General features: G+C 42.6%; 15 protein-coding genes. 8 read left to right on the plus strand and 7 right to left on the minus strand.

The genetic code is table 11. The features are described 5' to 3' along the window. Nucleotides 1–34: 34 nt before the first annotated feature. A complete protein-coding gene (locus LKX84_RS17510) occupies nucleotides 35–1351 on the minus strand; it encodes a carboxypeptidase-like regulatory domain-containing protein (RefSeq protein ID WP_228238972.1) in 1317 nt (438 codons plus the stop codon). Between the two features lie 98 nt (nucleotides 1352–1449). Further along, complete coding sequence (locus tag LKX84_RS17515) at nucleotides 1450–3897, minus strand: M14 family metallopeptidase (protein WP_228238973.1); 2448 nt, start codon at nucleotides 3895–3897, stop codon at nucleotides 1450–1452. Nucleotides 3898–4058: 161 nt separating this feature from the next. Here LKX84_RS17515 and bshC point away from each other — a divergent pair, with 161 nt between their 5' ends. Further along, nucleotides 4059–5660 carry a bacillithiol biosynthesis cysteine-adding enzyme BshC gene (bshC, locus tag LKX84_RS17520; protein ID WP_228238974.1) on the plus strand — a complete coding sequence of 534 codons (1602 nt, stop codon included), beginning with the start codon at nucleotides 4059–4061 and terminating at the stop codon, nucleotides 5658–5660. A 222-nt stretch (nucleotides 5661–5882) separates the two neighbouring features. Here bshC and LKX84_RS17525 read toward each other — a convergent pair whose 3' ends face one another. The 3 genes from LKX84_RS17525 to pgmB form a co-directional block, all read right to left on the minus strand. Beyond that, nucleotides 5883–7538, minus strand: coding sequence for a hypothetical protein (locus tag LKX84_RS17525; RefSeq protein ID WP_228238976.1), 1656 nt, complete (start codon nucleotides 7536–7538; stop codon nucleotides 5883–5885). Nucleotides 7539–7760: 222 nt separating this feature from the next. Beyond that, the gene (locus tag LKX84_RS17530; protein ID WP_228238978.1) at nucleotides 7761–9611 is read right to left on the minus strand and encodes a tetratricopeptide repeat protein; all 1851 of its coding nucleotides are present in this window, start codon (nucleotides 9609–9611) and stop codon (nucleotides 7761–7763) included. A gap of 85 nt (nucleotides 9612–9696) precedes the next feature. Next, nucleotides 9697–10356 (minus strand): beta-phosphoglucomutase, encoded by a 660-nt coding sequence (gene pgmB, locus LKX84_RS17535; protein ID WP_228238979.1) that lies wholly within the window; start codon nucleotides 10354–10356, stop codon nucleotides 9697–9699. Between the two features lie 203 nt (nucleotides 10357–10559). Between pgmB and guaA the strand changes: the two genes are divergently transcribed. The 5 genes from guaA to LKX84_RS17560 are packed head-to-tail and all read left to right on the plus strand — an operon-like array spanning nucleotide 10560 to nucleotide 16242. Next, on the plus strand, nucleotides 10560–12092 hold the full coding sequence (gene guaA, locus LKX84_RS17540; protein WP_228238981.1) for a glutamine-hydrolyzing GMP synthase: 1533 nt from the start codon (nucleotides 10560–10562) through the stop codon (nucleotides 12090–12092). Beyond that, the gene (locus LKX84_RS17545) at nucleotides 12089–14230 is read left to right on the plus strand and encodes a LysM peptidoglycan-binding domain-containing protein (protein ID WP_228238983.1); all 2142 of its coding nucleotides are present in this window, start codon (nucleotides 12089–12091) and stop codon (nucleotides 14228–14230) included. The genes guaA and LKX84_RS17545 overlap by 4 nt, the downstream gene beginning before the upstream one ends. Continuing rightward, entirely contained in the window at nucleotides 14208–14612 is a 405-nt protein-coding gene (locus tag LKX84_RS17550; protein ID WP_228238985.1) for an OsmC family protein, read from the plus strand. Before LKX84_RS17545 ends, LKX84_RS17550 begins: the two co-directional genes overlap by 23 nt. After that, the gene (locus LKX84_RS17555; RefSeq protein WP_228238987.1) at nucleotides 14600–15139 is read left to right on the plus strand and encodes a DUF922 domain-containing protein; all 540 of its coding nucleotides are present in this window, start codon (nucleotides 14600–14602) and stop codon (nucleotides 15137–15139) included. Before LKX84_RS17550 ends, LKX84_RS17555 begins: the two co-directional genes overlap by 13 nt. 44 nt (nucleotides 15140–15183) lie before the next feature. Then, a complete protein-coding gene (locus tag LKX84_RS17560) occupies nucleotides 15184–16242 on the plus strand; it encodes a family 20 glycosylhydrolase (RefSeq protein ID WP_228238989.1) in 1059 nt (352 codons plus the stop codon). Between the two features lie 12 nt (nucleotides 16243–16254). Here the strand turns inward: LKX84_RS17560 and LKX84_RS17565 are convergent, their stop codons facing one another. Both LKX84_RS17565 and LKX84_RS17570 read right to left on the minus strand, forming a co-directional pair. Further along, the gene (locus LKX84_RS17565; RefSeq protein WP_228238990.1) at nucleotides 16255–17214 is read right to left on the minus strand and encodes a sugar phosphate isomerase/epimerase family protein; all 960 of its coding nucleotides are present in this window, start codon (nucleotides 17212–17214) and stop codon (nucleotides 16255–16257) included. Between the two features lie 29 nt (nucleotides 17215–17243). Next, complete coding sequence (locus LKX84_RS17570; RefSeq protein WP_228238991.1) at nucleotides 17244–18107, minus strand: hydroxypyruvate isomerase family protein; 864 nt, start codon at nucleotides 18105–18107, stop codon at nucleotides 17244–17246. 43 nt (nucleotides 18108–18150) lie between these two features. Here LKX84_RS17570 and LKX84_RS17575 point away from each other — a divergent pair, with 43 nt between their 5' ends. Further along, the gene (locus tag LKX84_RS17575; RefSeq protein ID WP_228238995.1) at nucleotides 18151–18393 is read left to right on the plus strand and encodes a DUF3820 family protein; all 243 of its coding nucleotides are present in this window, start codon (nucleotides 18151–18153) and stop codon (nucleotides 18391–18393) included. A gap of 49 nt (nucleotides 18394–18442) precedes the next feature. Then, the gene (locus LKX84_RS17580) at nucleotides 18443–20077 is read left to right on the plus strand and encodes a CTP synthase (protein WP_228238997.1); all 1635 of its coding nucleotides are present in this window, start codon (nucleotides 18443–18445) and stop codon (nucleotides 20075–20077) included. Nucleotides 20078–20115: the final 38 nt, after the last annotated feature.

The raw sequence follows: 20115 nt of genomic DNA on the forward strand, positions 1-20115 counted from the left end.
GGTAAATATCCATAAAAATTATGGATTGCCCCAATCAGTCGCTGTTCCGTTCCGTTCTACGAAGTTGGCGTTGTATTTTCTTGATGGCAGACTCAATGGATTTTTCTGGTTCAATGATGTTGTATTCTCCCCAAAAATCAGGTTCGGAAAAGCCTGTGGCCTCATCACTCATGATGATGGATTTTTTGATGCGTTCCCTATTTCGGGGCAACTCGCCGGTCATGTTATCTTCCCAATCGGTAATGGCCATTTCGGCATTCATACTGTAAATGGAATTGAACCATTTGTCCTCCCAATCTACCTTGAACTCCATGGTAACACTGCTATATCCATAATACCATTTCCCATTTTTCTCACGATAATCTACCCTATAGGAGACCTGGGTGGGCCAAACATCCACTCCAGCCGGCTTTCTGCGAACAAAAAGTTCTGCTGCTTTTTTGCGGTCAGTAATGTTGAGGGAAAAATTGGCATTGGTCAAAATCTTGTTTTCCACATCAATGAACAATTCTCCTTGGTATAATGGTTCTACTACACCTTCAAGTTGGTTGAATTTGATTACATAAACAAGCTTGTCATTGATACGAGTGGAACGGTCGAACCAAAACCTATAGCTGGACATCATTTCTGGCGAAAAGATGTATTCAGGATATTTCATGATATCCACATAAAGAGTGTTGTATGGCCCCCCCTGAAGTTTTAAGGCAACGGTGTCCAACTTGCTGTAATCGGTACTTTTTCGTGATTTGTAAAGTTCCACGGCGTCGTCCCGATTGGAATCATAAGGGGTTTTGTAAATATTGACTACCGCTTCGGAAAGGGATACGTTTTTTCTTCGCTTCTTGATGGTTTCTCGATAAAAGGCCGTCATCAAGGTTGAATTTTCAAAATAATTATCATCACGTCTCGCCATGGTTTCCCTGACGAGGGCCGTAGCATCCTTAGGTGCATTGATATTGATCTCCGACAATTGCGTTACCGATATTTCCAAGGAAATCTTGTTCCTTTCTTCGGATAATTGCGAAAGGGGCACCGTTTTGGTTTTATAGCCCAAAAAGGAGACAATCAGGTTCTGACTGGTGACATCTTTTGGAACCTTCAACAAAAAATTCCCTTCGGTGTTGGAAATGGTGCTGATATTGGTTCCTTCCACAGCTAGGGTTGCAAAAACCAAAGGTTTATTGGTGGCTTCATCAACCACTTCCCCGCTGTATTGATTATAGTCATTTGTTTCTTCCTGAAAACCAAAAGCATGGGAAGGGCCTATAAGTAAAACGACCATCACTGTGGAAAGCAGTAATGTCGATATTTTTCCCAAAAAGGGAACCGTTTTGTTTAGTTGTGCATCCATAATCTTTACCCAAAATCCTATTAAAGATACAAAATTTTGGATTTCGAAAAGTATACAACCTAACGTGTTAAGTTGTTAAAAATCAACTTAAAGTCTTTTTATTCCACCATGAAAAGGGCATTGGCGAAAAACAGTTTCCCGTTTTCCCAAAAACCTCTGAACAATGGGTTGTCCACCATGTAGATCACTTGGCCACGGCCAAAGCCTTCTGTTCCGTAAACCAAAGTTCCTGAAACTTGTTTTTGGGCCTCACTGCCTGCAAATCCAGAGAACGGTTTGGCATCTTTTTCCAAGTACACAGCGCTTCCGCCTTTCAAATAATCAAAACTGGCACTGCCCAATTTTAAGGTGAAATAGTCTTTGCCATACCCATAGGCCAACGGATTGGTATTGTCCACTTTGGCTTTGAAAATAGCCCCGGTAATGGCACTTTTTATGCTTTCACGCTCCCAATCTTCATAGGGTTTGGGGTCGGTTTTACCGGAATCTTTTTCCATTTCTTTTTTCTGGATGCCGAAACCTTTTTCGCCATCAATGGCATCAATGGCTCCACCCATGGCTATGATCTTACCTCCTTGGCGAACCCAATCTTTCAAATCGGCAAGTTCACTTTCATTAAAGTAATTGCCATAACGGCCATCGGGAAGAATCAAGATATTGTATTCGCCAAGATCTACTCTTTTGGCATAATCCCCATCTAACACAGTGATCGGATAGTGGAGTTGTTGTTCAAAAAAGTGCCAGATTTCTCCAAAACGCAAGGTTGAGGTAGGTTCTCCGGACAAGACTGCAATTTTAGGTTTGGTAATCATTTGTACGTAGGAGGAACCGAAATCTTTTCCGGAATCCACAAAGCCTGTAGTAACGGGAGTCAGGTTCTTTTGGAATTTTTCAGCAGTAGTTTGAAGGATTTTAGCAAAATCCGTTCTGTTTTCGTTGTCCGATTTGGTAATGATCAAAGTACCTCTCTCAAAAGATTTGCCATCCATTTTAAAAGGAAGGTTGGCCTTGCGTACGCGAACTCCTTCCTTGATCAAGGCTGCCAAAAACTTGGCATCTTCAACGCTGTTCCAATCTGCTAGGTAAGCATAGGTATTTTTATCTGCGGTAGTAGAAATTGCACTTTCTGTTGCATTTTGTGGCGAAACCAAAGTTGGTGAAGCAAGGGCTTCCAAACCATAGGCATAAGGCAATGACCAAGCAGTGATGTCATAGGTCAATGAATCCGAAAGTTTGGCATTGGGCTCGAACAAAACCGTCACCAAAGTTCCCTTGGGCTGATTGGTGGAAATCACCAAGCCATTACCGTTCACGGACATGCTTCCGCTTTTTCCGGTTGCATATTCGTGGCCTTTGTATGATCCACTGGTCAAGTCACCGTATTGGATCTGGTGTTTTTCCAAAAGGGTTTTCAAGGATTTCAACTTGTCTTCATTCCCTTTAAGAACATAACTCTTGTATTTGAAATTTTGGTTTTTGTAGAATTTTTTGAACTCTTCATTAAGCTTAGCCGCGTTTTTTGATGATACCTCCACCGTGGAAATTCCTGTAGTGTAGTGGTGATCAATCCTATCCTTCAAGGTCAAGGTGTCACCATTTCCGGTGATGATGCCCAAACCGGCCCTTCCGCCACCACCTTGCTCATAGGTCATCCCGATGGCACCGTTGTAAATAGGGTAGGTGTCACCATAGCTTGGGTATAAAAGGTCAAAAACTTCTTTGGTGAAATAGAACCAACCATTGGCATCAAAATACTTGGCATGGTTGCGACCCAATGTCACCTGAAAATCACGTTGGAAATCGGTGATCAATTCGTGATAGGGCTCCGTTGCAGGAGCAAAATAATAAGGATTGTTGACTCCTTGTTCGTGGAAATCCACATGCACGTGGGGCATCCATTGATTGTACATTTTTAACCGTTGCTGACTTTCCACCTGTGTCAACCAGGCCCAATCGCGGTTAAGGTCGAACATATAGTGATTGCTACGGCCTCCCCACCATCCTTCATTGTGCTCCTTGCTGTTAGGGTCTACTTGGTTGGGAGTATTCTTGTATTGGTTGTACCAGTTGCTATATCGGTCCCTACCATCAGGGTTAATACAGGGATCCATGATCACCACGGTATTTTCCAGATAAGAGCTTTTGCTCGTCAATAATTCATAAATCGTCTTCATGGAAGCTTCGGTGCTCACACTTTCGTTTCCGTGCACGTTATAGCTCAACCAAACAATAGCCTTTTCCGAAGTTCCTTCTCCCTTGGTTTCTTTTAAATGCTCCAATCGGATGTCTTCCAAATTGGAAATATTTTGCGCAGAACTTACATAAGCCACAATCAAAGGTCTACGCTCGTTGGTCTGGCCATAGACGGTAAGTTTAACACGATCAGGAGCAGCTTTTGCCAAATATTCGTAATAATCCACCACTTCATAATGACGGGTGAATTCAGAGCCCAGTTCGTAACCCAAAAATTCGGATGGGGATTTTAACTGTTGTGCGGTAAGGGTAAGAGATAATAGGAGAATGAGGGAAAATAAAAATCGGGTCATGTTTGGTTTCATTAGTTGGATTTCAAATCTACTAATAAAATGTTGGTGGCACCCAAATTTTATGAGTCCACTCGACCAAATTTGTAAAAAATGCAATTAACGTATTTTTAGGACGACTAAAAAAGAAGTGAGTTATCTTTGAACACCTCATTACAGTTTGAATGGACGTAGATTGTATACCTTTTAAGGAAACCGGTTATTTTTCCAAACTTATTTGCGATTACCTAGATCAACATGAAGAATTGAAACCGTTCTTCAACAGGTATCCGACTTTGGAAAACTTTGAGGCTCAGATACAAGAAAAGCAAACCAATTTCCCAAAGGAACATAGAAGGGTTCTGGTCAATGCACTGAATAACCAATATGAGGGAGTTGCCATTTCAGAGGCTACTGCTCACCATATTTCAAAACTGGGTGAGGATACCACTTTTACAGTGGTAACAGGTCATCAATTGAACCTGTTCACCGGTCCCTTATATTTTCTCTACAAGATTGTGTCTACTATCAATTTGGCCCAAAAACTGAAGGAACGTTACCCAAAGCATCATTTTGTAGCTGTGTATTGGATGGCCACCGAGGACCATGATTTTGACGAAATCAACTACTTCAATCTGCATGGGAAAAAAATCCACTGGAACAAAAAAGCGAAGGGTGCCGTGGGACGTTTGTCCACCGAAGGATTGGACCAGGTATTTGAAACATTTGCCAGCGAAGTAGGACAATTTGGACAAGCGGAGTCTCTGAAGAAGCTGTTCCAACAGGCTTATTTGGAACATGATACCCTTACTGAAGCTACAAGATATTTGGCCAATGCGCTTTTTGGGGAGCAAGGATTGGTGATTGTGGATGGTGATGATACCCAACTCAAAAAATTACTGGTACCCTTTGTCAAAAAGGATATTTTCGAAAAGGTGCCTTTTGTAAAAGTATCGGAAAGTATTGAGCAACTGAGCAAAGTCTCTTCAGATTACATTATTCAAGTCAACCCTCGGGAAATCAATTATTTTTACCTGAAGGATGATGTTCGCGAGCGGATTGTAGAGAAGAACGGAAAGTACCACGTGATCAATACCCATATCGATTTTACTCCAGAAGCTTTAATCGAAGAACTGGAAAACCATCCTGAACGTTTTTCACCTAACGTAGTAGCAAGGCCGTTGTACCAAGAAGTGATCTTACCCAACCTCTGTTATATTGGTGGGGGAGGCGAGTTGGCCTATTGGCTGGAACTCAAATCTTATTTTGAGGCACTCGGGGTCACTTTTCCCATGCTGATGCTCCGCAACTCGGTTTTGGTCATTACCGAAAAGCAGTCCGAAAAAGTAGAGAAAATGGGTCTTCAAGTTTCACATCTCTTTCTGAAACAAACTTCATTGATCAACAAGAAAATCCGGGATATTTCCAATATCGACATTGACTTTTCTCCCCAGAAAAAGTTATTGGAAGAGCAGTTCAAGCATTTGTATGCATTGGCCCAACAGACCGATGAAAGCTTTTTGGGAGCGGTAAAAGCCCAAGAAGTGAAACAGAAAAAAGGTTTGGATGCCCTTGAAAAGCGCTTGTTGAAGGCCCAAAAAAGAAAATTGAAGGACCATGTAGTCCGTTTGACCGAGCTTCAGAACGAGTTGTTCCCCAACAAATCCCTACAGGAGCGCCAATGGAACTTTTCCGAACTCTATTTGGAGATGGGAGACAGCTTTATTTCCTTATTACTGGAAACACTGGACCCCTTCAGTGAGGAATTCATTGTTTTAAAACATTAGGTAATTCCTTTAAAAACAGATTCTTATATTTTTTTTTCAAAATAATCTGAAAATTTTTTGGAAAACGAGGTAGGGTATTTTGCTACTTGGTTGTTCCATTATTGAAAATTGCTATGAAAAAGTAAATATTTTGAGTTGGTTAACTCATATGTTTAGGTTGGTTTTGATTTTATTTAAAAGCCCCGGAGTGGTTCCCGGGGCTTTTTTTATAGTGATCTTCACCTAATTACATGAGTTGGGTATATCCCTTGTTTCAGTGGAAGTTTCAATGATTCTATCAATGGTAGTAGTACCACGAACCGTTACTTCAATAAAATTGGCTTGTACATCGGTTACCACACCGGTAAAGCTGTTAAAGGCAAATTGGGTAAGTATTTCTTGTCCTGTCAGCTCACTATTGTCTTCTCGGTATTTACCTGAAATTCTAAAACGCTGTGCAAAGGGAACTTTTATGTTCACATATTGTTGGTAAACATCGGCCACGGCAATCGCAGTTCCCGGTGGCACTCCTATTTCCCTGGAAACGGATACCTGCACCGATTTTTGGGTACTGAGACTTCCAGATTTGGTATTGGTTGAAGTCAGGGATTTGGAATATTCATAGCTTCCGGTAATAGATCCGGAAGTTTTACCGCCCGTTCCAAAGAATTTAGTCTCGGCTTCATGAGCAATGGTCACGGAAACACTAACTGTATTAGTTGAGGATACAGACATACTTTCTTCCCATCCGGCTACTTGTGTGGTGGTGATGGTGTTGCTTTCACCTATCGTTTGTGTTAATGAACCACTGCTGCAATTACGCAGGGTGCTGTTATAGGCACTGCTGGTTGCTGAAGAAGGCATGATCGGATTCATAAATTTGGAATCTACGGCCAAAATATCCCAATCTATATCAAAAAGCATGATCCTAAAGTATAGGGGTTCATCTGGATCGGGATTATCTGCAACCGCAAAGCCTTGTCCGGATAAAATCAGTGGATTATCTGCCCCGTTGGGTACGATTTTGAAAAGTCCGGGAGCTTCTTTTACTATTTTAAACCAATAGTTAGGATAATCCAACACGTTGGTGTTACCTCCATTTTGTGTAATATTCGCTTTACTTTGGATTCGGAGCTGAGTACCATACATGTACAAATAATGTAGGTCACTGTTGTTATGTACCCCAATGGAATAGTATTCTTCGTTTCCAGGAATCTTTTTAAAATAATAAGTGGAAAAATCTTCCAATGAAAATGTGGCATTGGCAGAATAATCCAATTCTTGTCTATATCGGACATCTGTTGCCAGGTTTGTAGTGTTGGTATAAAGTTGGGAACTGGGCACCCCAATAACTTCATTGTCCATATTCACTACCTGCATAAAATACTTGAGGTCTTCCCTTAAAGTAACTTCAGCGAACAGGTCATCTAAACTATCGGCGGTAATCTCTTTTTCATTGGGACTGGATGCGAAGGAAAGTTTCGCGAAGTTTTGAGTTGCCAGGACTGCGTCATTTTCATCCAAAACCGTTACCGAAATTGGAATACCTTCTTTAAGTTCTTGTTTGATGGATTCTTCCAAATCCTCATTTTTAAAAGATAAGTTGGCCAGATTGTTCAGTTCGTCAAAAAGAACGACTTGGTCCTCTATGTTTGAGGTGGACTCTATTGAAATAATGACTTTGTAAGGTACATATCCTTTTTTTGCAATATCCCTACCGCTGATACTGATACCGATTTCCCCTTCATCAGTTTCAAATTCATTTGTGGAAATGGGGCTAGGTAGTACCTCTATCCCTTTTTTTGTAGGTTCTGCCGATTCATCCTTACTACAGGCCATAAATAAAACGACCAGTAAGGTGAGGGCCATTTTACTGTAATTATTAAATGTTGTTTTCATGATTCTGTGTTTTGTGGTTAAACTTTTTAATGCGTTTTGTGCGACTCGCCCGGTAACGGTCTGCAGCCCTTAGCCGAGCAAGACCACAAAACGGTTTTGTCAAAATCATTGACAGGACAAACATAAAATGCTGATTTTGAGGAGGGAAATATTGACGGTGGACAAAAGGTGGACACCCCAGTTTTAGTAAAGGGACATCAGGTGGACAGAAGAAAGGGGTTTTTATAGACTTAGCACCAAGTCTTGAAGGGAATCTTCAGTGGTGATGTTCAATTTTTTGCGCAATCTATAACGCGCTTTTTTGATGCCTTCCTGCGAAATATTCAGAATATTGGCAATTTCCTTGGAGGACAAATTCATCTTTAAAAGGGCAAGTAGGCGTAATTCGTTGGCCGTGATGTCTGGGAACTTGGCCTTTACATTGCTGTTGAAATCTTTGTGGACCTCTTCAAAATAGCGGGAAAAGTTTTTCCAGTTGTTGTCATCCTGAAGGTCAAAATCAATGGTTCGGATAAGTTGTTGGTACCCATTTTTGGAGGCATCGGCTTGCTTCAATTCTTCGGCCTTTTGTTTCAGGTCTTCCAAAACTTCGTTCTTTTTGGCCAAATGAAGGGCATGAGTGGTCAGTTCCTTCTTTTTGAAAGCCAATTCGGAATCTACCTTTTCTTTCTCCAATTTGTTGCGTTTCAATTTTTGACGGATGCCATAAAAACCAAAGCCGAACACCAAAATCGATAATCCAAGCCCGACCCCTAAAAGTAGTTTTTGAAGATTGCTCACTTTGGCTTCTTGCTCCAACAAAACGATCTGCTGTTCTTTCTTTTCAGTTTCGTACTGGGTCTTCAATTCATCAATTTGTTTTGCTTTTTGAAGGTTGAAAACACTATCGCTCACTTTTTGATAATTTCTTTGGTCGGACAGGGCATTGGCATAATCGCCAACTTCTTCATAGGCTTTGGAACGGCCAAAGTACCCGTCCCCTAAAATGTCCAAAGCTTTTATCGAATCGGCCAAGGCTATGGCCCTGGTATGATTGATAATCGAATTTTTATAATCACCATTTTTGAAATAAGCAGTACCTATATCATTATGACTGATGATAAGATTGTTGATGGAGCCAATCTTTTTGGTAACTGCATTGCCCTTCAGTAAGTAATCGATTGCCTTATCATATTGCTCCATGTCCTGCAAGATCAACCCCAAATTGGTCAAGTTGGCCGCGATATAATCATCGCGGTTCATGCGATAGCTGATCTCCAAGCTTTCCTCATAATTTTTTTTGGAGCTTTCATAATCATTCAGGTACCAATACACATTGCCAATTTCAATATAGATGGTAGCGATCCATTGCTCATCCTTTAATTCCTTGAAAATGTTGAGGGAAGTTTTGAGGGGTTCCAAAGAAAGGTCGTAATTGCCCCGAAGCATTTCCACCCTTCCTATATCGGCCAAGGCTATAGCTTTCCTTTTGGGGTTGGGCGGCGTAATGGTGTCCAAGATCCTTGAGGCTTTCAGAACCTCTTCCATTGCCAGGTTAAAGTCGCCGGTATCCATGTAAATAGTGGATTTTCGCTGAAGGTTATCCACTATCTGCAAACTGTTTTGTAGCGCTTGGGCAATTTTTATGCCCTCATCCGCCAGATCCAACGCTTTTTTAAAATTGCCTTGAAGAGTTTCCAAGGTTGCATATTCGTTGAGGGTAGTCCACAGTTCTTTCTTTTCCTCTGCTTTTTTAAGTATGTTGATGGATTTTTCAAAATAATACCGTGAAGAATCCACATTAGGCAAAAATCGAAAGTGATAAGCCTTATTGAGGTAAGCCACCCCTTCGCCCTTTGAAAATTGTATTTTACGGGAAAGGTTTAAGGATTGATCGTTATAGGAAAATGCTTTTTGTGGATCTTTGTGCCTAAGATGGGTAAAAAGCTTTTGTAAAGTTCCAATTTTGGAAGTGTCCACAGTTTGTTGCGCAAAAACTTCCAACAGACTATCCCGTTTCTTATCTTCTTGGGCAATAGTTTTGGCGTGAGTTATAAAGAGAAAGCAAAGAAAATACAGGATTTTGGTCTTCATGAGGTTGAATTACCCCCTAAAATAGCAATTTGTCCCAACTTTTTGAAAAAGAAGGGATTATAACGGCATGGAAAAACTCGAAAATTTAGAAAAAATCCGAAAAGAAGGACCTTACCTCAAAATAGGTGGCTTCCTTCATCGTGTTGAACCGCACCTCGGCATGGCCCACCCTTTCTTCGGGACCAATCCCCACACTGTGGAATCCACCGGCAATGGCGGCATCAATGCCTTTTTCGGCATCTTCGAATACCACACAGTTGCTAGGTTGCAGTTTCAATTTTTCGGAAGCATACAAAAAGATGTCCGGAGCAGGTTTGCTCTTGGCCACACTATTTCCGTCCCCGATCACATCAAAAAAATGGGTGGCGTTCAGTTGTTGCAACACCTTTATGGCATTTTTGCTGGCGCTTCCCAAGGCTACCAAAAATCCTTCCTGACGTAAATGGGTCAACAGTTCTTTGGCTCCCGGGAGGTAATCGTTTGGGGTCATGGTATCCAAACTGGCCACGTAGATGTCATTTTTCTTGGTGGCAAGTTCAACCACGGCATCATCTGTTAGGGTAACATGGTTGTAGTCCATGATCACTTTGATAGAATCCATACGCGAAATCCCGCGGAGTTGTTCATTGAGCTCGCGGTCAAAGTGCCAGCCCATTTCGTCCGAGAGTTTTTTCCAAGCTTCAAAGTGGAGTTCAGCCGTATCGGTGATTACTCCGTCCAAATCAAAAATGAATCCCTTGATCATGGTTTGGTTTATTTTGGTCTGCAAAGAAATGACGAAAACAATTAAGAAAAAAACTACATTAGGGTATGTGTATGCCAATGTTCGATAAGGTGCACAAAACAACCGTCCAAATAAAAGGGCAAACCCGTTGAAGATTGAAAAAGTTGTCATAAATATCCATTAAAAGATACTTTTCCAACTAAACCAAATTGCTATTTTTGCCCATGCATAACAACGTACTTATTCTAGACTTCGGTTCCCAGTACACCCAATTGATCGCGAGACGCGTGAGGGAACTCAACATTTATTCCGAGATAAAACCTTTTAACAAACTGCCCAAGGACCTGTCCGATTACAAGGCCGTGATACTTTCGGGGTCACCTTCATCGGTACGGTCGGAGCAGGCACCTCAACCCGATCTTTCAGAAATAAAGGGTAAAATGCCTTTGTTGGGTATTTGTTACGGGGCACAGTACCTGTCCCACTTTCATGGTGGAAATGTGGCGCCGTCCGCAACTCGGGAGTATGGTAGGGCCAATTTATCCTTCGTGAAAAATGATGAGGCATTTTTAAATGGACTGGACCAAGGAAGTCAAGTTTGGATGAGCCACAGTGATACCATCAAGGAACTACCTGAAGGTGGAATTCGTTTGGCGAGTACCCACGATGTGGAAAATGCAGCCTTCAAAATTGATGGCGAAACAACATACGGTATTCAATTTCACCCAGAAGTTTACCATACCACAGATGGCAAAAAGTTGCTTGAAAACTTTTTGGTGAACATTGCGGGATTGAAACAGGATTGGACTCCCGATGCTTTTGTGGAAACGACTGTTGAAGAGCTTAAAAAAGAAATCGGGGATGAAAAAGTGATCCTTGGTTTGTCTGGTGGAGTAGATTCCAGTGTGGCGGCCATGTTGTTGAACAAGGCCATTGGCGACCATCTATATTGCATCTTTGTAAACAACGGTCTTTTACGCAAGAATGAGTTTGAAAGCGTATTGGACCAATACAAGCATATGGGTCTCAATGTGAAGGGAGTGGACGCTTCGGCACGTTTTTTGGATGCCTTGAAGGGCGAATCCGACCCAGAAGGTAAAAGAAAGATCATCGGAAGGGTCTTTATTGAAGTTTTTGATGACGAGTCCCACAAAGTGGAAAATGCAAAATGGTTGGCACAAGGGACCATTTATCCGGATAGGATCGAATCGGTTTCAGCAAGTGGTGGTCCATCCGCGGTGATCAAAAGTCACCACAATGTTGGTGGTTTGCCCGATTATATGAAGTTGAAAGTGGTGGAGCCCCTAAAAATGTTGTTCAAGGATGAGGTGAGGAGAGTAGGTGCCAGCATGGGCATGTCAGAGGATATTTTAGGAAGACACCCATTTCCAGGACCTGGTTTGGGAATCCGTATCTTAGGTGATATTACTGCCGAGAAAGTGGCCATTTTGCAAGAAGTGGATGCCATTTTTATTGAAGGTTTAAAAAAATGGGGACTTTATGATAAGGTTTGGCAGGCCGGAGCCATGCTTTTGCCCGTAGATAGTGTAGGGGTCATGGGAGATGAGCGTACCTATGAGAAATGTGTGGCGCTAAGGGCCGTGGAAAGTACCGATGGTATGACCGCTGATTGGGTAAATTTACCTTATGGGTTCCTTCAAAAGGTCTCAAATGATATAATAAACAAGGTTAAGGGCGTTAATAGAGTAGTGTACGACATTAGCTCAAAACCACCTGCAACTATAGAATGGGAATGAAAAAAACACTTTTTAGACTGGTTTTGGCGGTTCTTTTTATGGCCGCATTGCCAGCCACAGCGCAAAACTATGCCACTCATGCCGTAAAGGAAGGGGAGACGCTTCAGAGTATCGCACAAAAATATCGGGTTACCCCATATTCCATCCTTCAGGCTAATAAAGAGATCAAGACTGCCGCCGATGTAAAGGTGAACACGATCCTCGTGATTCCTATCAATGGTAATGCCACGATCGAGAAAAAGGAAGAAAAACCGGTCCAGGAAGAAATCAAGCCTATAGGATTTACAAGGCATAGGGTCCGCAAAAAAGAAACCCTTTTCGGGATTACCCAAAAATATAAGATTACTGAGGAGCAACTCAAAAGATACAACAGGGAACTGTATTCTTCTTCCCTTCAAAAAGGAATGGTGCTACAAATACCAAAATTCCCGGAGGTTGACCCCAATGAAGAAAAAGACCTGGATTTTGTTACCTATGTGGTACAACCGAAGGAAACCCGTTGGAGCATTGCCAATAAATATGGGATTACCATAGATAGCCTTCTTCTGTTGAATCCGGAGTTGCTAAAAAACACCGATTATTTGGCTGCTGGCCAAGAATTGAAATTGCCACGACCAAAGGGTGACAGCCTTAAAGATCAGAAGGTGGATCTGTTTTCGTCCTACACCGTCCCTCCTAAAATGACCTTGTACAGTTTGGGCAGGGAATATGGGATTCCATCGGACTCCATTGTGAAGTTGAACCCTGAGATCATGAAAGAAGGAGGACTTAAAGAAGGAATGGTCATCCGCTTGCCTAAAAAGCAAAGTGATGCAGGTGTGGTAAACACTGAAAACTATATTTTTTACGAAGTAAAACCCAAGCAGAATATTTTCAGGATTACCCAAAACCTGAAAATTTCCAGGGATGAACTGTACCGCCTCAACCCAGATCTGGAAAACGGTCTAAAGGCGGGAATGGTACTGAAACTTCCCAAAGAGAAGGCTGCTGGATTGGAAGTGAAAAATGCCCTGGTCTTGGACCGTGTAAACCTTGTGGACAGCATCGATGTGGCCAACAGACCCAAATTGGTGTTCATGTTGCCTTTCCGATTGGATAGGGTCAACATCAGCGATGTGGAAAAAACAGAAGGGCAGATCAAGACACGCAGGGATATGAACCTAAGTCTAGGCTTTTATTCCGGGGCATTGATGGCTTTGGATTCCATCAAAAAAATGGGTGTTTCGGTTGATGTACAAACCTATGATACCGAACTGAGCCAGACCAAGGTGAAAGAAATTTTGTTTAGGGACAACCTTTCCGGGGTAGGTGCTATAATTGGCCCAATCTCTGCTGCCGCCTTGGACGAAGTGGCCGTGCACGCAGCCACAAAAAATATTCCGGTTATTGCGCCAATTTCTTCCGAAAGCAAATTGAGCCATGGTAACGTTTTCTTTTCGGTGCCGAGAGATGCCGTTATGCGTGACAAGATGCTTTCTTATATGAAGAAGATCTATAAGAATGAGAATGTGATCATCATTGCAGATTCTACCCATCGAGTGGCCAATGATTCCATCTTGGGTAAATTTCCAGCGGCACAAATGGCCAAATTGATTGACAATAAATCGCTGCATTTGGATCAATTTTTGGTGAAACTTTCCGAAACGAAGGAAAACTGGGTGTTTTTGGAAACGGACCAAGCCAATATGGTTTCCAGTGTCACCTCCATTCTCAACTCTGCTAATGCCGGAGACATAAAAATACGCATGTTCACTACCAGTTATAATGGCGCTTTTGAAGACGAAGCCATATCTAAAACGCATTTGTCCAAATTGCGGTTTACCTATCCTTCCTTTTATAGGGAAGTGGGAGAGGATACCTTCACCAAAGCCTATGCAAAACGGTTTAATGGCAATCAGCCAGACCGTTATGCCATCCGTGGTTTTGATGTGACCTTTGATGTTTTGTTGAAACTGGCGCACAGAAACAACCTTTTTGAAACCTCAAAAATTATCGGGTTGACCGAATACACGGGCAACAGTTTTGATTATTTCAACGATTGGACGTCAGGATATTTCAACAGGGCTTGTTATATTATGCAGTACGAAGATTTACAAATCAAAGAAGTAAAACAGGATGACCTCAAAAGTAACCTATAACGGAAATCTTCGGACAACAAATGTGCATGTCCGATCCGGAAATGAATATATCACGGATGCCCCACTGGACAATAACGGTAAGGGAGAGGCCTTTTCCCCAACTGATACTGTGGCAACAGGTTTGGCCAATTGCATGATGACCATGATGGGGATTAAGGCCCGTGATCTTGGGGTAAACCTAACAGGTTTAACGGCCGAAGTGACCAAACACATGGCTGCCGATCCCAGACGTATTTCCAAGATAGAAGTAAAGCTGGAGATGCCTGCCGATGTTTCCGAAAAGAACCGCAAGATTTTGGTGCATACGGCAAGGACATGCCCGGTACACTTCAGCCTTCACCCTGATATTGAAAGAATAATCGATTTCCATTGGGTAAAATAATTTCCATAGGATGTTTGTTTTTCCTCAGCTTTTTGGGATTTGCACAAGAAATTGAGGAAGGCATTCCATGGGAAGAGCATAGACGGTTGAGTTGGTCAGACTTCAAAGGTAAAATTCCACCCGCAGCGGTCCCTGCTGCTACAACGGCCAGCGGTATCAGTTATACTTATTCTGCCAATTTATTGCACCATGAAGTGAAACTGGATTTTGAGGTGAATGCCTTTTTTTATCCCAATGAATCGTGGTACAAGCCGGAACAATGTACGGACAATACGTTGCGCCATGAACAGCTCCATTTTGACATTGCCGAACTTTTTGCCCGTAAAATGCGCAATAGGTTGCACCGTACCTCTTTTTCCGATGATGTGAAGGAAGAGGTGCGAAAAATCTATAAGGATATTCTAAGTGCTTTAAAGGATTACCAAGATCAATATGATTGGGAAACCAATTTTTCCAGAAACCTGGAAAAGCAGATGGAATGGAACCAAAAAATTGAAGAAGCATTACAGCAGGAATGGGAGGAATAACATATAGGAGTTTCCAGTAATTTAAACTAATTAAAACCAATAGTATGAAGAAGATGTATTTTGTTTGGTTACTCTGTATGGCTTCCATCCTACATGCACAAAATGATAGCCTGCCTTTGCGGGGTCTATCCATTGCCGCTCCCCAAAAAGAAAACGTGGCCCGTTTTGTAAAATTTATCAATGAGGAATTGGGCCCAAGAAAAGTGAACACCTTGGTGCTAAGGGTAGAGTACAACTTTCAGTACATATCACATCCAGAGCTTGTTTCGGATAATCCACTTTCCCAAAAAGATGTGGATGCCATTGTGAATGCTTGTCAGAGCAATAATATTAAGATCATTCCACAAATCAATCTGTTGGGGCACCAATCATGGGCCGGTAGTCTTGGCAAATTGTTGACGGTGTACCCAGAATTTGATGAAACCCCTAATGTTGCCATTCCAGAAAAATATGAATGGCCCAATGACGATGGACTGTACTGCAAAAGCTATTGTCCGTTGCATCCTGAAGTGCACAAAGTGGTTTTTGATTTGGTGGATGAGATCATTGCCGCGTTTAAGGCAGATGACTTCCATGCGGGCATGGATGAGGTTTTTTATATCGGAATGCAAGAATGCCCAAGGTGCAACGGAAAGGACAAGGCCGAGCTGTTTGCAGGCGAGGTGACCAAGATCAGGAACCATTTGGCACAGTCAGGAAAACGCCTTTGGATCTGGGGTGATCGATTGATCGATGGTAAGACCACGGGTTTGGGCATGTGGGAGGCCAGTATGAACACTACCTACAGGGCCATAGACCTTATTCCCAAGGATGTGATGATCTGTGATTGGCATTATGAACGCCCTGATCCCACGGCGGCCTATTTTGCCATGAACGGCTTTGATGTGGCCACCTGTTCTTGGCGTAAACCTGAAGTGGCCCTTGAACAGCAGCAAATGTTAGTGGAATTTAGAAAAAATGCCACCGCGGAAATGAAACCCCGATACAGGGGAATGCTACATACCTCTTGGACCAGCGCTTCCCATTTTTTGGATATGTTCTATGAGGAAAATCCGAAAGAGGAAAATGATGCCACTACTTTTAAGGCATTATTTACTAGATAAGAACCATCCAATTCAAATCGTCCTCAAATAGTCAATACTTTTCTTTAAGGCCAACCTAGGATTATCTACAAGGTCCTGTTCTACAAAAAAGTGTTGTACCCCTGACTTTTGGGCTTGCTCCACAATGGCTTTTATATCCATTGCCCCATTGCCAACAGTGGTCATTTGTGGCCAAAGTTCGATCCATTGATCTGCAGAGCCGCCATCTCCTTTAAAATAGGTAATCTTCTTCATATCCTTTAAATGGAGGGCCACGTAGCGGTTGGGATAGTTTTTGAGATATTCCACAGGATCTGCACCCCCGGCAGTGGTCCAATAAATGTCCATTTCAAAAAAGACGAGGTCAGGATCCGTGTTATCCAAAATGATCTGAAGTGGAATTTGGCCATCCATTTCATGAATACCATATCCGTGGTTGTGGTATAAAAATTTAAAACCTTCTTTTTTGGCGTTCTCCCCAATTGTATTGAATCGGTCTGCCATGCGTTTGTAGTCGTCCAAAGTTTGTCTCAATTCATCAGGAATGGCGGACATGCCCAAATAATCCATTCCCAAGGTTCGGACCGCTTCCCCAACGGCTGGCATATTGTTTTCCAAGGTTACAATGTCAATATGTCCAGATGAAGCCTTTAAATCATATTCATCCAACAGACCTTTGAATTCCTTGGCCGTTTTTCCAAAAAAACCACTTCCGCTAAAACCAATACTTGGGATGATCTGTTTCCAACGTTCCTGGGCCGCTGTTGAACTAAAAGGGTAAGGACCGTAAATTTCCACTTCTTTATAGCCCATTTGGTGCAACATGGCCAGACTGCCAGCAAGGTCTTGTTCCAGCAATTTGGGTAGGGAGAACAGCTGAATACCAATGCTAGTTAAACTTTTGGTGCTAGATGGGGAACAGGCACCAAGTCCCATAAACATGGTGGCGCTGGAAGCCAATGCTGTATTTTGGATGAAATGACGTCTTTTCATTTTGGTGTTGGTTTAGTTATCATGAACCTTTACACGTCACATCGCATAAAGCCATCTTTTAGCGCAGCAATGGGGTCTTCCCAAGTGGTAATGTATTCCTGTGCCACATACCCTTTGAACCCTGTTGCCATAATGGCCTTGATAATGGCTGGATAATACAACTCTTGGGTTTCATCTATTTCATGGCGCCCGGGTACCCCCGCGGTGTGATAGTGGCCAAAATAAGGGTGGTAATTTTGAATGCTTCGAATGATGTCACCCTCTTGGATCTGCATGTGATAAATATCGAAGAGCAGTTTAAAGTTGTCACTTCCCAAATGTTTGCAAAGTTCCACTCCCCATATGCTTTTATCACACATATAATCAGGGTGGTTTACTTGGTTGAAAAGTTCCATCTGGATGACTACCCCGTGTTTTTCGGCCAATGGCATGATCTGGGATAGCCCGTCCACACAATTTTGAAGGCCTACATAATCGTTCATGCCATTCCGGTTACCACTGAAACAAATCAGGTTGGTATATCCTGCCTCTGCCACCTTCGGGATCATTTCCGTGTAATTCTTGATAAGCTGCTCGTGGTACTTGGGATTGTTCCATCCTTCGGTAAGACTGATCTCCGCCCCGTTGCACATGGAGCAATGGATGTCATATTTCTTCAACAAGGGCCAATCCTTCGGTCCGATCAGATCAATGGCCTTTATGCCCAGTTCATTCAGGGTCTTTAAAAAATCTTCCAGGGGGATATTGTCAAAACACCATTGGCAAACACTGTGGTTTACGTTGTTCTTCAATTTAAATTCCTTGGGTTGTCCTGCTTCGGGAACCATCGCAGAAGTGGAAGCCAATCCAGCAGAGCCAATGGCCGCAGTGGCTATAAAGTTTCTTCGTCTCATTATATGCTTTTCTTATTCGAAAGATAGTACTTTAGGCCTACAAATGGAAATCAGACCCGATACAAAAGAACTTTTGGAACTCGCCCATTATCGCATGCCTTATGGTAAGTACAAGGGCCGATATTTGGTGGATTTGCCCTTGCCCTATTTGGTTTGGTTCCAACAAAAAGGATACCCTGATGGCAAGTTGGGGAAGTTCTTGAACATCATGTTGACCATTAAGGATAACAACCTGGAACCCATCATCAGAAAACTTCAAAAAGAATTTCCTCGCGATTCCTCCTGATTTCTGCGCGGCAATTTGTAACTTTACGCCCCGTAATAGAAAGATCAATATGTCACAGACCAAGTACATTTTCGTTACGGGAGGCGTTACTTCTTCCTTGGGAAAAGGAATCATCGCCGCATCCTTGGCCAAACTGCTACAGGCCAGGGGATACCGGACCACCATACAAAAATTAGATCCCTACATCAACGTGGATCCAGGAACATTGAATCCGTATGAACACGGTGAATGCTATGTAACTGATGATGGTGCCGAAACCGATTTGGACCTTGGTCACTACGAACGTTTTTTGAACGTACGGACCTCACAGGCCAACAATGTAACTACTGGCCGTATTTACCAAAGCGTTATTGAAAAGGAACGTAGAGGAGAGTTTTTAGGGAAAACCGTGCAGGTGGTGCCCCATATTACCAACGAAATCAAGGAGCGCATCCAGATTTTGGGTAAAAGTGGTGATTACGATATTGTGATTACTGAAATTGGCGGGACTGTAGGTGACATTGAGTCCTTGCCTTATATTGAAGCCGTTCGTCAGTTGCTATGGGAATTGGGCGAACACAATGGAATTGTGATTCACCTTACCTTGGTACCTTTCTTGGCCGCTGCCGGCGAGTTGAAGACAAAGCCCACCCAGCACTCCGTAAAAACCTTGATGGAGAGCGGAATAAAGGCCGATATTTTGGTATGTAGGACCGAGCATCAAATTTCCGATGATATTAAATCGAAGTTGGCCCTTTTCTGTAATGTGAGGAAAGAGGCTGTGATCCAATCCATTGATGCATCCACCATTTATGACGTGCCTGTTTTGATGCAGGAAGAAGGCCTGGATACGGTAACCCTTGAAAGATTGGCGTTGCCCAATACCAAAGAGCCAGATCTTTCCCAATGGAAGGAATTTTTGAAAAGACACAAAAACCCAAAAAATAAAGTCACCATCGGGTTGATAGGTAAGTATGTGGAGTTGCCCGATTCCTATAAATCCATTCAAGAAGCCTTTATTCACGCCGGAGCTACCAACGAGGTTGAGGTGGAAGTGCGTTCCATCCACTCGGAACATCTTACGGTGACCAACGTGGAGAAAAAATTGATGGGATTGGACGGAATTTTGGTCGCTCCAGGTTTTGGCGAACGTGGTATTGAAGGAAAGGTAAAAGCCGTTCAATATGCCCGTGAGAACAACGTGCCATTTTTGGGTATTTGTTTAGGTATGCAAATGGCCGTAATCGAATTCGCCCGTAATATTTTGGGCTTGGTAGGTGCCAATTCTACCGAAATGGATAAGAATACACCTTACCCTGTCATCAGTTTGATGGAAGAACAAAAGAACGTGACAGACAAAGGTGGAACTATGCGTTTAGGTGCTTGGGACTGTCACTTAAAGCCAGGTAGCCTAGCGGAAAAAGTGTATGGTGCCCCGGATATTTCGGAACGACACAGACACCGTTACGAATTCAACAACGAATATAAAAAGCAAATGGAAGATGCCGGGTTGGTAGCTTCAGGTCTCAACCCTAAAACAGGACTAGTGGAAGTGGTGGAAATACCCACACATCCTTGGTTCATAGGAGTGCAGTACCATCCGGAATACAAGAGTACCGTGGCAAACCCACATCCTTTGTTTGTGGGCTTTGTTAAGGCGGTTTTGGCACAGAAACTGAAACAAAAGAATGCCAGTTTGGCATAAACTGCGGTTTTGGACATATATTTGCCACCTGATTTACC

This window comes from Allomuricauda sp. M10, assembly GCF_020782875.1.
GTDB lineage: Bacteria > Bacteroidota > Bacteroidia > Flavobacteriales > Flavobacteriaceae > Flagellimonas.